The sequence below is a fragment of the Methylobacterium sp. Leaf108 genome (assembly GCF_001423265.1).
Lineage (GTDB): Bacteria > Pseudomonadota > Alphaproteobacteria > Rhizobiales > Beijerinckiaceae > Methylobacterium.
This window is the reverse complement of the sequence record NZ_LMND01000006.1, coordinates 38871-51166: the sequence shown is the minus strand read 5'-3', so window position 1 is coordinate 51166 and position 12296 is coordinate 38871. Positions and strand designations below refer to the sequence as shown.

At 70.2% G+C, this 12296-nt stretch carries 13 protein-coding genes; 9 read left to right on the top strand and 4 right to left on the bottom strand.

Annotation, left to right across the window (positions count from 1 at the left end; translation table 11 throughout):
• The first annotated feature begins 22 nt into the window (after positions 1 to 22).
• Complete coding sequence (locus ASF39_RS06245; RefSeq protein WP_082494399.1) at positions 23 to 808, top strand: Fe-S cluster assembly protein HesB; 786 nt, start codon at positions 23 to 25, stop codon at positions 806 to 808.
• Between the two features lie 9 nt (positions 809 to 817).
• Here the strand turns inward: ASF39_RS06245 and ccmB are convergent, their stop codons facing one another.
• From ccmB to ASF39_RS06230, 3 genes are all read right to left on the bottom strand, one after another.
• The gene (gene ccmB, locus ASF39_RS06240) at positions 818 to 1486 is read right to left on the bottom strand and encodes a heme exporter protein CcmB (RefSeq protein ID WP_055881798.1); all 669 of its coding nucleotides are present in this window, start codon (positions 1484 to 1486) and stop codon (positions 818 to 820) included.
• A complete protein-coding gene (ccmA, locus tag ASF39_RS06235; RefSeq protein ID WP_055881569.1) occupies positions 1483 to 2124 on the bottom strand; it encodes a heme ABC exporter ATP-binding protein CcmA in 642 nt (213 codons plus the stop codon). The genes ccmB and ccmA overlap by 4 nt, the downstream gene beginning before the upstream one ends.
• 321 nt (positions 2125 to 2445) lie before the next feature.
• Positions 2446 to 2670, bottom strand: a complete 225-nt coding sequence (locus ASF39_RS06230; protein WP_082494406.1) for a ribbon-helix-helix protein, CopG family — start codon at positions 2668 to 2670, stop codon at positions 2446 to 2448.
• A 293-nt stretch (positions 2671 to 2963) separates the two neighbouring features.
• On the opposite strand from ASF39_RS06230, the gene acnA reads away from it, so the two are divergent.
• Positions 2964 to 5675, top strand: a complete 2712-nt coding sequence (gene acnA, locus ASF39_RS06225) for an aconitate hydratase AcnA (RefSeq protein ID WP_056281972.1) — start codon at positions 2964 to 2966, stop codon at positions 5673 to 5675.
• A gap of 172 nt (positions 5676 to 5847) precedes the next feature.
• A complete protein-coding gene (locus ASF39_RS06220) occupies positions 5848 to 6036 on the top strand; it encodes a DUF1508 domain-containing protein (RefSeq protein ID WP_055881793.1) in 189 nt (62 codons plus the stop codon).
• 297 nt (positions 6037 to 6333) lie between these two features.
• On the opposite strand, the gene ASF39_RS06215 is transcribed toward ASF39_RS06220, so the two are convergent.
• On the bottom strand, positions 6334 to 7428 hold the full coding sequence (locus tag ASF39_RS06215) for an AI-2E family transporter (RefSeq protein ID WP_056281968.1): 1095 nt from the start codon (positions 7426 to 7428) through the stop codon (positions 6334 to 6336).
• Between the two features lie 346 nt (positions 7429 to 7774).
• Between ASF39_RS06215 and ASF39_RS06210 the strand changes: the two genes are divergently transcribed.
• The 6 genes from ASF39_RS06210 to ASF39_RS06185 all read left to right on the top strand — a co-directional run bounded on the left by ASF39_RS06210 (position 7775) and on the right by ASF39_RS06185 (position 12247).
• Complete coding sequence (locus tag ASF39_RS06210; RefSeq protein ID WP_055881556.1) at positions 7775 to 8095, top strand: acyl carrier protein; 321 nt, start codon at positions 7775 to 7777, stop codon at positions 8093 to 8095.
• A 50-nt stretch (positions 8096 to 8145) separates the two neighbouring features.
• Positions 8146 to 8613, top strand: coding sequence for a 3-hydroxyacyl-ACP dehydratase FabZ family protein (locus ASF39_RS06205; protein WP_056281966.1), 468 nt, complete (start codon positions 8146 to 8148; stop codon positions 8611 to 8613).
• Positions 8610 to 9755: a beta-ketoacyl-ACP synthase gene (locus tag ASF39_RS06200; RefSeq protein WP_056281962.1), complete on the top strand. Its 1146-nt coding sequence runs from the start codon at positions 8610 to 8612 to the stop codon at positions 9753 to 9755. The genes ASF39_RS06205 and ASF39_RS06200 overlap by 4 nt, the downstream gene beginning before the upstream one ends.
• Positions 9756 to 9909: 154 nt before the next feature.
• A complete protein-coding gene (locus ASF39_RS06195) occupies positions 9910 to 11205 on the top strand; it encodes a beta-ketoacyl-ACP synthase (RefSeq protein WP_056282050.1) in 1296 nt (431 codons plus the stop codon).
• The gene (locus tag ASF39_RS06190; protein ID WP_056281959.1) at positions 11202 to 11960 is read left to right on the top strand and encodes an SDR family NAD(P)-dependent oxidoreductase; all 759 of its coding nucleotides are present in this window, start codon (positions 11202 to 11204) and stop codon (positions 11958 to 11960) included. Before ASF39_RS06195 ends, ASF39_RS06190 begins: the two co-directional genes overlap by 4 nt.
• A gap of 8 nt (positions 11961 to 11968) precedes the next feature.
• Positions 11969 to 12247: an SH3 domain-containing protein gene (locus tag ASF39_RS06185; protein WP_056281954.1), complete on the top strand. Its 279-nt coding sequence runs from the start codon at positions 11969 to 11971 to the stop codon at positions 12245 to 12247.
• Positions 12248 to 12296: the final 49 nt, after the last annotated feature.

The window sequence follows — 12296 nt, the reverse complement described above, 5'->3', positions numbered from 1 at the left end:
GATCGGAACCCGGGCGAATCCCATGGATTCGCCCCTCATGGCCACCGCATCAGCCCCCGACCTCTTCGTTTGCCGCACCGGCGAGCGCCGCCCCGACGAGGCGACGCTGCGCGACAGGGCGCTGGAGATCCACCACCGTCTCTGCCCCGTCTACGGCTGTCCGATCCCGTATTTCCACAGCCTCGATCCGGTCAGCGAACTGGTGTCCTCGCTGCTCTCGCACCGGACGCGAAACGCGGAATCGGGCCGGGCCTTCAAGGCCCTGCGGGCACGCTACCCGGATTGGGCGGCCCTGATCGCGGCGCCCGTGGCCGAGGTCGAGGCGACCATCGCCGGGGTGACCTGGCCGGAACTCAAGGCGCCGCGCATCCAGGCGATTCTCCGCAGCGTCCGCGAGCGCAGCGGCGGCCTCGACCTCGGTTTCCTGGCAGGTCTCTCGGTGGCCGAGGCGCGGGCGTGGCTGGAGGCGATCCCGGGCGTCGGCCCCAAGACCAGTGCCGCCGTCCTTTCCTTCAGCCTCCTACGGATGCCGGCCCTGCCGGTGGACAGCCACCACCACCGGGTCGCCCAGCGCACGGGGTTGATCGGAGCGAAGGTCGACGTCGGCCCCTCGCACCCGGTCCTGCGGGCGCAACTGCCGGACGACTGGAGCGCGCAGGCCCTCTACGACAACCACGAGATCCTGATGCTGCACGGCCAGCAGGTCTGCCACCACCGCGCCCCCGCCTGCGGCACTTGCGTGCTCCTCGACCTCTGCCCGACGGGGCAGATGCGGGAGGCGGAGACGCCGCGCACGGCGAGATCGTGAGGCGCGGCTTCACTCCGACCAGCGCAGGGCCGCGGCCGCCGCCAGGGTGCCGATCACCGCGGCGATGAGGCTCAGGGCGGCCAGGATGATCAACGGCGTCGCGAACGGCACGGTCCCGCCCGAGGCGGCCTGGCTCGCCGAGACGCCGAAGATCAGGGTCGGGATCATCAAGGGCAGCACCACTACGGCGAGGATCAACCCGCCGCGCCGGATGGAGGCGGTGAGCGCGGCGCCCACCGCCCCGACGAAGGTGAGGGCCGGGGTGCCGATCAGCAGGGTCAGCGCGGTGGCGCCCATGGCGGTGCCGTCGAGGGCCACGAGCAGGCCGAACAGCGGCGAGGCCAGCGCCAGCGGCAGGCCGGTGGTGAGCCAATGCGCCAGCACCTTGGCGAGAACCACGAGTTCGAGGGGCACCGGCGCCCCCGTCATCAGGTCGAGGGAGCCGTCCTCCTCGTCGGCCTGGAACAGGCGGTCGAGGCCGATGAGCGTCGCCAGCACCGCAGCCAGCCACAGGATCGACGGACCGATCCGGCTGAGCAGGTTCAGGTCCGGCCCCAGCGCGAAGGGCACGACCGCCACGATCATCAGGAAGAACACCAGCGACAGCGCACCCGAGCCGCCGACGCGGGCGGCGAGGGCGAGGTCGCGGCGGACGAGAGCGGCGAGCGCGCGGATCACCACCACACCTCCGTCGCCGGGGCGGCCCGGGGAGCCGGCGCGGCGCCACCGATGGTCAGCTCGCGGGCGTTCTCGAGGCCCAGCGACTGGTGGGTGGCGGCGACGACGAGGCCGCCCTCGCCGAGGTGGCGCGCCATGAGGCGCGCCAGCACGGCCTGGGAGGCGGTATCGAGGGCGGCGGTCGGCTCGTCGAGGAGCCAGAGCGGGCGCCGGCACACGAGCAGGCGGGCCAGCGCCACCCGACGCCGCTGCCCGGCCGAGAGATAGGCCACCGGCAGGTCGAGGGCATGCACGAGGCCGAGTTCCTCCAACGCCTCGCGCGGCTCGGCGGTGGGCGCGCCGAGGAGATCGCGGGCGAAGGCGAGGTTCTCCCGCGCGGTGAGCGGGCTCTTCAGCCCGTCGCGATGGCCGACCACGTGCAGGCACTCGGCCAGGGTCGCCTCGCCGACGTCCTCCACCCGGATCGTGCCGGCATCGGGCTTCAGCCGCCCGGCGAGGAGGGCGAGCAGGGTGGATTTCCCGGCCCCGTTCCGCCCGGTCACCATCAGCGCCTCGCCGGGGCCGAGGGTGAAGGACAGGTCCGAGAAGATGCGGCGGCCGGAGCGGCGGACGGCGAGGTCGGAGGCGGTCAGCCGCACGGGGCGTCTCGCCGACGACGGCCGACCGTCGCGGGAAAGCCTGCGCGGAATGATGCGTGTTCCATGGCGACTACCGATAGACCTCGCGACGATTGCCGGTCCTGACCACGAGGATACGGACTGCGCCGTCTTCGATGGCGGCGATCACCCGATGGTCGTCGACCCGATATGTCCAGAATAGACCGAACGTCGACCCCTCCAGGGCTTGACCGATGGCGCGGGTTTTCGGGGAGGGCGACACGATCGTTCAGGAACGTCAGGATCCGCTTGGCCGCCATAGGATCGAGTTTGGCGAGATCCCGCTCGGCAGACCTCTCGAAGTCAATGCTCCACGCCATACCGGGCCAATAGGTCGGCGAGCGGAACCGTGTCGCTGTCGCCGTGCCGCAAGGCCTCGAGGCGCTGCTCGGCGATCGCGAGGTCGTCCAGGTCGTCGAGATGCTCGACGATGGCGTCGCGGGCATGGTCGATGACGCTCCGCCCGGTCCACTGGGCGAGAGCATCGAGACGCTCCACGAGTTCGGGGGGCAGGCGAAGGGCGGTCACGGGGGTCTCCACGGCGTCAGCCTGCATATCGCGGGCGGCCGCACCCGTCCACGCGACACACGTCCGGCCCTGTCACCGGCTTCGGTAGCGGGCCGTTTCGAACTGTTCTATACCGATTCCAGGCTGCGCCGCGCGAACCTCTGGCGTCCAAATCGCCCCTCGCGCATCATCCTGTCCGGGCACCCCCGGAGCGGCGCGCGCTTTTTTGAAAGGCGCTCCAGCCGAACACGACATCCGTGGCGCGGGTCATGCCTGCGCGTGTTCGACAACCGCTCGTGAGGAAGACAAACGCCGTGGCATCGATCGACAGCTTCCGTTCCCGCCAGACCCTCACGGTCGGCGGCAAGTCCTACACCTACTACTCGATTCCCCATGCCGAGAAGGCGGGGCTGGCCGACGCCACCGCGTTGCCGTTCTCGATGAAGGTGATCCTCGAGAACCTGCTGCGGTTCGAGGACGGCCGCTCGGTCAAGAAGGACGACATCTCCGCCACCGTCGCGTGGCTGGGCAACCTCGGCAAGGTCGAGACCGAGATCGCCTTCCGCCCCTCACGCGTGTTGATGCAGGACTTCACGGGTGTGCCCGCCGTGGTCGATCTGGCGGCGATGCGTGACGCGATGGTGGCGCTCGGCGGCGACCCCCAGAAGATCAACCCGCTGGTGCCGGTCGACCTCGTGATCGACCATTCGGTGATCGTCGACGAGTTCGGCACCCCCAAGGCGCTCGCCGACAACGTGGCGCTGGAGTACGAGCGCAACGGCGAACGCTACACCTTCCTCAAGTGGGGCCAGTCGGCGTTCGACAACTTCTCCGTCGTGCCCCCGGGCACCGGCATCTGCCACCAGGTGAACCTCGAGTACCTGTCGCAGACGGTCTGGACGAAGCAGGATCCCGATTCCTCGGACGGCACCGAGGTCGCCTATCCCGACAGCCTGGTCGGCACCGATTCCCACACCACCATGGTCAACGGCCTCGCCGTGCTGGGCTGGGGCGTCGGCGGCATCGAGGCGGAGGCCGCCATGCTCGGCCAGCCCCTCTCCATGCTGATCCCCGAGGTCGTCGGCTTCAAGCTCTCGGGCAAGCTGCCCGAGGGCACCACCGCCACCGACCTCGTGCTGACCGTCACGCAGATGCTCCGGAAGAAGGGCGTCGTCGGAAAATTCGTGGAGTTCTACGGCCCCGGCCTCGACGACATGGCGGTCGCCGACCGCGCCACCATCTCCAACATGGCGCCCGAGTACGGCGCCACCTGCGGCTTCTTCCCCATCGACCGCAAGACCATCGACTTCCTGACGGTCACGAGCCGCACCGACGCGCGCATCGCCCTCGTGGAGGCCTACGCCAAGGCGCAGGGCATGTGGCGGGACGCCGAGACCCCCGACCCGGTCTTCACCGATACGCTGGCCCTCGACATGGGCGACGTGCGCCCCTCGCTCGCCGGCCCCAAGCGGCCGCAGGACAAGGTGCTGCTGGACGGCGCCAAGCCGGGCTTCGCCCAGTCCATGGAGACCGAGTTCAAGCGCGCCGCCGACATCGCCAGGCGCTACCCGGTGGACGGCGCCAACTACGACATCGGGCACGGCGACGTGGTGATCGCGGCGATCACATCCTGCACCAACACCTCGAACCCGAGCGTGATGATCGGCGCCGGGCTGCTGGCCCGCAACGCGGTGGCCAAGGGCCTGACCTCGAAACCCTGGGTGAAGACCTCGCTGGCGCCCGGCTCCCAGGTGGTGGCCGAGTACCTCGAGAAGGCCGGCCTGCAGAAGCCCCTGGACGCGCTCGGCTTCAACCTCGTCGGCTTCGGCTGCACCACCTGCATCGGCAATTCCGGCCCGCTGCCGCCGGCCATCTCCAAGGCGATCAACGACAACGACGTGGTGGCGGCGGCCGTCCTGTCGGGCAACCGCAACTTCGAGGGCCGCGTGAACCCCGACGTGCGGGCGAACTACCTCGCCTCGCCGCCCCTGGTGGTGGCCTATGCGCTCGCCGGCTCGATGCAGATCGACATCACCACCGAGCCGCTGGGAACCGGCTCCGACGGCAAGCCGGTCTATCTGGCCGACATCTGGCCGTCGACCGCCGAGGTCCAGTCCTTCATCGAGGCCAACATCACCTCGGCCCTGTTCAAGTCGCGGTACGCCGACGTGTTCGGTGGCGACCATTACTGGAAGGCCGTGGAGGTCACCGAGGCCGAGACCTTCGCCTGGGATTCGACCTCCACCTACGTGCAGAACCCGCCCTATTTCGAGGGCATGCAGAAGGAGCCGGCCCCGGTCACCGACATCGTCGATGCCCGCATCCTCGGCCTGTTCCTCGATTCGATCACCACCGACCACATCTCCCCGGCCGGCAACATCCGGGCGAACTCGCCCGCCGGCGCCTACCTGCAGGAGCATCAGGTCCGCGTGCAGGACTTCAACCAGTACGGCACGCGGCGCGGCAACCACGAGGTGATGATGCGCGGCACCTTCGCCAACATCCGCATCAAGAACCAGATGGTCCGCGACGAGACCGGCAGCGTGGTCGAGGGCGGCTGGACCCTGTTCCAGCCCTCGGGCGAGCGGATGTTCATCTACGATGCCGCCCAGAGGTATCAGGCCGAGGGTACGCCGCTCGTGGTCTTCGCCGGCAAGGAATACGGCACCGGCTCGTCGCGCGACTGGGCGGCCAAGGGCACCAAGCTCCTCGGCGTGCGCGCCGTCGTCGCCGAGAGCTTCGAGCGCATCCACCGCTCGAACCTCGTGGGCATGGGCATCGTGCCGCTGGTGTTCCAGGGCGAGACCTCCTGGGCCTCGCTCGGCCTCAAGGGCGACGAGACGGTGAGCCTGCTCGGCCTCTCGGGCGACCTCAAGCCCCGCCAGACCATGGTGGCGCAGATCACCTCGGCCGACGGCACGGTTCAGGACGTGCCGCTCACCTGCCGGATCGATACCCTCGACGAGCTCGAGTATTATCGGAACGGCGGTATTTTGCCCTACGTGCTGCGCTCGCTGGCGGCGTAGACCCGCAACCCATCCGGCCAACGAAGGCCCCGCCCGAAAGGGCGGGGCCTTTTTTGTTTCGAGCACCCTACAAAACAGCGTTCAAGTTAATATATTGGTCAAATACCAACCTGAGGTTTGGTTGCCTGAAAGGCTCCGTCCGACGGCGGGGTCTATGACCACGGAGGAATCGATGAGCGCTGTGACCTACCCCTGCTACAAGCTGAAGAAGGATGGCCGAGGCGAGTGGTACTGGGTCTACTACGCCAGGAACGGCGAGGAGATCTCGAAGAGCAGCGAGAGCTACGTCGCCAAGTCCGATTGCGAGAACGGCATCAAGCTCAACAAGGCGTCCGCCAACGATCCGGTATTCCAGGTCTAGGCGCGATACCGAATACGATCGATCCCTGCGGATCGAATGATCGCGACAGGCTCCCTCTCCTTCCAAGAGAGGGAGCCTGCGTTTCACCGTACCCCTCGACGATACGTCATCCCATTCGCGGTTGATCACTTCGTGATGCGGACATGGGCTTCGCTCAGGCGCCGCGCGGGCTCGGCGATACGGTTCCCGCTCGATCCAAGCGGAAACCGCATCACACGGACCAAACCGATCGGGCGAAAACCGTGGGTTGACCGCACCTTGACGATGAGTGGAACGGTTGAGACGCGGGAGTTCGCCTCAAGAAGCCGTCGCTTCGCCCCCGGTGAATTCCCGCCACAGCAGCATCAGCGCCGCCATCACCGCCGGTCCGAGGAACAGGCCGAGCAGCCCGAAGGTCTCGACGCCGCCGAGGATGCCGAGAAGCACCCACAGGAAGGGCAGGCGGGTGGTGCCGCCGATCAGCGCCGGCCGCACGAAGTGGTCGGCCACGAAGGTCACCACGAAACCGGCCACGACGACGATCGCCGCCGGCACCATCGCCGCCTTCGCCAGCAGGAGCAGGGCCGCGATGCCGAACACCAGCGGGGCGCCGAAGGGGATCATCGCGGCCACCGCCGTGAGGGCGCCCAGCAGCACCGGATGCGGCACGCCGGCGAAGTAATAGACGATCCCGAGGAGGAAGCCCTCGCCGAGCCCCACCAGCACGAGCCCGTCGACCGTTCCGTGGATGGAAGCGACCATCTGGCGGGCCACACGCTCGCCGCGCGGCCCGAACAGCTTTGCGCTGGCCGCGAGGGCCTGGCCCGTGACCGCCCGCCCGTCGCGGAACAGGAAGAAGAGCGTCACGAGGGTGAAGCCGAACAGTACCGTCCGGCGGACGATCTCGGAGCCGAGGCTCTTGGTCAGCCCGATCGCCGTGGAATTGTCGAGGCGGTGCAGCAGCTCCGAACCCGCGGACGGGTGGCTGAGGGTCCCGTTCCACCACGCCGTGGCCTGCGCCGCGCCGAAGGGCAGGTGCGACAGCAGTTCGGGGGCGGGGATGCCGGTCTGCTCCGCGGCTCTGGCCCAGGCCAGCGCATCGTGCGCCTCGCGGGCGGCCTGCACGCCGAGCACCACGAGGGGCGCCAGGAACACCAGGGCGACGAGCGCCGTGAACAGGCTCGGCAGCGCGATGTTGTGTCCACGCGGCGGGAAGCGCGCCTCGGCCCGGGCGTACAGCGGCCACAGCGCGATCGCCAGGATCGCCGCCCAGACCAGGGCCGGCAGGAACGGGTGCAGGATCCAGAGGCCCAATGCGGCCAGGGCCAGCACCATGACGGTGCGGGCCAGGGCCTGGGACCGCTCGCGGAGGGAAACGGGTCCGGTCTCGGCGGCCCGAACGGATGGTGGCATGGGTCAGGCCCTCATCGGCGGCGTGTCGTTTCGAGGATCGCGGCGTGCGTCGCGCAGGGCCGTCCCGACGGCATTCCGCGGCAGCGCTTGCAGGCTGCGCAACGATGCAACCGGCAGCGTGCCTCCATAGGCCGTGCGCCCGCCCGTGGCGAGGCCAAGGTTGCCCCTCTACCCCCCCTCGTGTATGGCACCGCGATCGTGCAAAGGCCTTGCCGAGCGAGGCGCCGCGCATCGCAGGACCGCGCGACCGGGGGCACCGGGCGTCATGTGTCGTGCCCCGATCGCCGGACGTCGCTCCCCACGCGTGGCGGGGAATGCCGGGCGCGCGAGAAATCAGCGAGAACCCATGTCCGTTCCCTCCTCGACGTCCGTTCCCTCCTCGACCGCCACCTTCGACCGTGTCGCCGACATCATCGCCGAGACCGCCGACATCCCGCGCGACACCATCACGCCGGAGAGCCATGCGATCGACGACCTCGGCATCGATTCGCTGGCCTTCCTCGACATCGCCTTCGCGGTGGACAAGGCGTTCGGGATCAAGCTGCCCCTCGAGCGCTGGACCCAGGAGGTCAACGAGGGCAAGGTCCCGGCCGAGGAATACTTCGTCCTCGAGAACCTGTGCGCGCGCATCGATGCGCTGGTCGCCGAGAAGGCCGCCAAGGCCTGAGGGTCGCGAAGGTTTGAAGGTCCCCGCCTGCCGATCGTAGAGCCGGATTCATGCGCCTCGAATATTTCGAGATGATCGACAGGGTCGTGAGTCTGGACCGCGAGGCCGGCCGGATCACGGCGCTGGCCGAGGTCCCGCGCGAGAGCCCGGTGTTCGAGGGGCATTTCCCCGGGCACCCGCTGGTGCCGGGGGTGCTCCTGACGGAGACCATGGCCCAGGCCTCCGGCTACCTCCTGCTGGCGCGGCTGAACTTCACGCTGATGCCGTTCCTGATGTCGGTGGAGAAGGCGCGGTTTCGCGGCTTCGTCGGCCCGGAGACGACGCTCACCGTTGAGGCGAGCCTCGAGCACGACGGGTCCGGCTATGCCGTGACCAAGGCGACGATCCGCAACGGCGCCAAGCTCTTGGCCGACGCCGAGTTGCGCTTCCGCACCATGCCATTCCCGGAGGCGCTGGCCGCGCCGATGCGCGAGCGCGCCGAGGCGATCGGCCTCGTGGCCTTCGGGCCGTTCGCATGAGCGGACCGGCGCGACGCGAGGTCGTCGTCACCGGCATCGGCCTCGTGTCCTGCGCCGGGGAGGGCATCGACGCGCATCTGGCCGCCCTCGGCACCGGCCGTCCGGCACGCACCGACACCGCCACCTTCGCGCCCTACACCGTCCATCCGGTGGCGCCCCTGGCGCTCGACGGGCAGATCCCGAAGAAGTCCGACCAGCGCCAGATGGAGCCGTGGCAGCGGCTCGGCGTCTATGCCGCCGGCCTCGCCCTCGATTCGGCGGGGGTGAAGGACGATTCGGCCTTCAAGGGCGCCCTGCATCTCGTGGTCGCCTGCGGCGGCGGCGAGCGCGACACCGCCGTCGACGGGGCGATCCTCACCGGCCTGCGCGACGCGCCCGATCCGGGCGCCTATCTCAACGAGCGCCTGCTGAACGACCTGCGCCCGACCCTGTTCCTGGCCCAGCTCTCGAACCTGCTCGCCGGCAACATCGCCATCGTCCACGGCGTCACCGGCGCCTCGCGCACCTTCATGGGCGAGGAACCCTGCGGCGTCGACGCGCTGCGGATCGCGGCCGCCCGCATCGCCTCGGGGCAGGTCGAGGCCATGCTGGTGGGTGGCTCCTACAGCGCCGAACGGCCGGACGTGATGGTGGTCCACGAGCTCGGCGGCTATCTGCGCCGGGCCGACCACAGCCCCGTGTTCTCCCGATCCGGCGAAGGGGAGAGCGGCTTCATCCTGGGCAGCGCGGCGGCCTTCCTCGTCCTAGAGGCGGAAGAGGCGGCGGCGGCGCGCGGCGCGACCGCGCTGGCGCGCCTCTCCTCGGTGGCCAGCGACCGCCCGCGCCGGGCGCCAGGCAGCGTGGGTGCGAGCCTGTCGGCGCTGTGGCGCGAGGCGGGCGTGACGCGCCCCGATGCGGTGATCTCGGGCGCCACCGGCGTGGCGACCATCACGGCCGAGGAGGGCGCGGCCCTGTCGGAGCTGGCACCGGGCGCCCCCGTCACGGCGCTCGGCGACGTCAGCGGCCATTCGCTCGAAGTCACGGGGCCCTTCGGCACAGCCCTGGCCACGGCCCTGGTGGCACGGGCGCAGGCGCGGGAGGTCGCGGTGACGGTGGTGGGCCACCGGCGCGGCGAGGGCGTGATCCGGGTCAGCGCGGCGTGAACGGTACAGCGGTGTGTTCTCTTCCTCGTGGCGGCCGAGTGAGACATCCACGATCGAGAACGACCACGGGAGGCGCAAGCGGGGAGCGGCGACGTGCCTCCCTTCAGACGATAGGTCTCGAGATGCGTGAATCCGACAGCTCTTGTACGGCGCGATGACTCATCCTTCTTCCCGTCTCTCTTCCCGCGATGCGAAGGGCCGGCCGCTGGTGGCGGTCACCGGGCTCGGCCTCGTCACCTCGGTCGGCCAGGGGCAGGCCGACACCTGGGCGGCGCTCACCGCCGGGCGCTCGGGCATCCGCACCATCGGCCGTTTCGCCACCGACGGCCTGCGCACCCGCATCGCCGGGACCGTGGATTGCCTCGACACCGATCCGTTGGTGGCGCCGGCGCTGTCGCAGCGCTTCGCCGAGGTGGCCGCCGAGGAAGCGGTGTCCCAGTCCGGGATCGGTGCCAAGGGCGATTTTCCCGGGGCCCTGTTCATCGCGGTGCCCCCCGTCGAGATGGAATGGCCGCAGCGCCACGCCCTCGCCGTGGCCTCCGGTCAGGCCGGCCCCATCACCTACACCGACCTGCAGCGGGCCGCCGCGAGCCGCCGCTTCGACGAGTGGCACGACCTCTTCATCTTCGGCACGGTGGCCGACCGGATCGCCGACCGCTTCGGCACCAGGGGCTCGCCGATCTCGCTCTCCACCGCCTGTTCGTCCGGCGCCACCGCGATCCAGCTCGGCGTCGAGGCGATCCGCCGCGGCGAGACGGCCGCCGCGCTCTGCATCGGCACCGATGGATCGGTGAACCCGGAATCGCTGATCCGGTTCTCGCTGCTCTCCGCGCTGTCGACGCAGAACGACACGCCCTCGGCCGCCTCGAAGCCGTTCTCGAAGAACCGCGACGGCTTCGTGATGGGGGAGGGCGCAGCGGCGCTGGTGCTGGAGGACGCCGAAGCCGCCCGGGCACGCGGCGCGAAAATCCTCGGGTACGTGCTCGGCTGCGGCGAGAAGGGCGACGGCTTCCATCGCACCCGGTCGAGCCCGGACGGCGCCCCGATCATCGCCGCGATCCGCGCCGCCCTCGACGACGCCGGCACGATGCCCGGCGCCATCGACACCATCAACGCCCACGGCACCTCGACGCCGGAGAACGACAAGATGGAGGCCATGGGCTGCATGGCGGTGTTCGGCGAGCGCATGCGCGACCTGCCGATCTCCTCCAACAAGTCGATGATCGGCCACACCCTCACCGCGGCCGGCGCCATCGAGGCGGTGGTCTCGCTGCTCACGATCCAGCACGGCCGCATCCCGCCGACCATCAACTACGCGCTGCCCGACCCCGCCATCCCCCTCGACGTGGTGGCGACCACGCGGGACATGGCGGTCTCGCGGGTGCTGTCGAACTCCTTCGGCTTCGGCGGCCAGAACACCTGTCTCGTGCTCGCGGGCGAGCCGGCATGAGCGAGGCGCAGCGCATCCTCGTCACCGGCGGCGGCTCGGGCCTCGGCGCCGCCATCGTGCGCCGCCTGACGGCCGCGGGCCACGACGTCGACTTCACCTATCGCTCGTCGGTCGATGCGGCCGCCGTCCTGGTGGAGGCGTTGCGCATCGCCCATCCGGACCGGCAGGTGCGGGCCCATGCCCTCGATCTGGCCGATACCGCCGCCCTCGACGCCTTCTGCGAGGCGATGGAGGGTGAGGGTTTCCAGGGCCTCGTCCACAACGCCGGCCAATCCTACGACGTGCTCGCCGCGATGATGGCGCAGGACAGGGCCGAGGCCGCCATGCAGGTGAACTTCTGGTCCCTGACCCGGCTAGCCAAGGCGCTGGTGCGCGGCATGATCCGGGCGCGCTCGGGGCGCATCGTCGCCATCGGCTCGGTGGCAGCACTCAGGGCCAACCCGGGCAACGCCGCCTATGCCGCCACCAAGGGCGCGCTCGTCGCCTATTGCCGGACGCTGGCGATCGAGACCGCCAAGCGCGGGGTCACCGTCAACGTGATCGCGCCGGGCTTCATCGACACCGGCATGATGGCGCCCTACGCCGCCCACCGCGACGGGATGGAACGTCAGATTCCGGCCGGGCGCTTCGCGCGACCCGAGGAGGTCGCGGCGCTGGCGGCCTTCCTGATGGGTCAGGAGGCCTCCTATATCACCGGGGCGGTGCTGCCGGTGGACGGCGGCCTCACCGCGATGATGGGCGTCCACCGGACCTGAGGCCGAGCATGGACCGTCGCGTCGTGATCCTCGTGGCCGCCCTGTCGTGGGCGAGCCCGACCCTCGCCCAGGACGCGTTCCGCGTCGACGGCCTCGCTCCGGGCGACACCCTCAGCATCCGCGAAACGCCGGACGCCGAAGCGCCGGCCCTCGGCCGGGCGCCCCTGGGCGCGCGCCTGCGCGGGTTCGGCTGCACGGCGGACACGCCGAGCGGGCTGACCTGGTGCCGGGTCAAGGCCGGCCCGATCCTCGGTTGGGCACGGCGGCGGTACCTGGCGCCGGATTAGATCCAAGCAGGTTCGCGTCGGCAAGCCGCCGCATCACCCGCCTCAGTTG

Excerpts from the sequence above, each read along its gene's own strand:
- ASF39_RS06245 (WP_082494399.1), top strand. The coding sequence starts at position 23 with ATGGATTCGCCCCTCATGGCCACCGCATCAGCCCCCGACCTCTTCGTT.
- ASF39_RS06220 (WP_055881793.1), top strand. The coding sequence starts at position 5,848 with ATGAGCGCTGTGACCTACCCCTGCTACAAGCTGAAGAAGGATGGCCGA.
- ASF39_RS06215 (WP_056281968.1), bottom strand. The coding sequence starts at position 7,428 with ATGCCACCATCCGTTCGGGCCGCCGAGACCGGACCCGTTTCCCTCCGC.
- ASF39_RS06210 (WP_055881556.1), top strand. The coding sequence starts at position 7,775 with ATGTCCGTTCCCTCCTCGACGTCCGTTCCCTCCTCGACCGCCACCTTC.
- ASF39_RS06205 (WP_056281966.1), top strand. The coding sequence starts at position 8,146 with ATGCGCCTCGAATATTTCGAGATGATCGACAGGGTCGTGAGTCTGGAC.
- ASF39_RS06200 (WP_056281962.1), top strand. The coding sequence starts at position 8,610 with ATGAGCGGACCGGCGCGACGCGAGGTCGTCGTCACCGGCATCGGCCTC.
- ASF39_RS06195 (WP_056282050.1), top strand. The coding sequence starts at position 9,910 with ATGACTCATCCTTCTTCCCGTCTCTCTTCCCGCGATGCGAAGGGCCGG.
- ASF39_RS06190 (WP_056281959.1), top strand. The coding sequence starts at position 11,202 with ATGAGCGAGGCGCAGCGCATCCTCGTCACCGGCGGCGGCTCGGGCCTC.
- ASF39_RS06185 (WP_056281954.1), top strand. The coding sequence starts at position 11,969 with ATGGACCGTCGCGTCGTGATCCTCGTGGCCGCCCTGTCGTGGGCGAGC.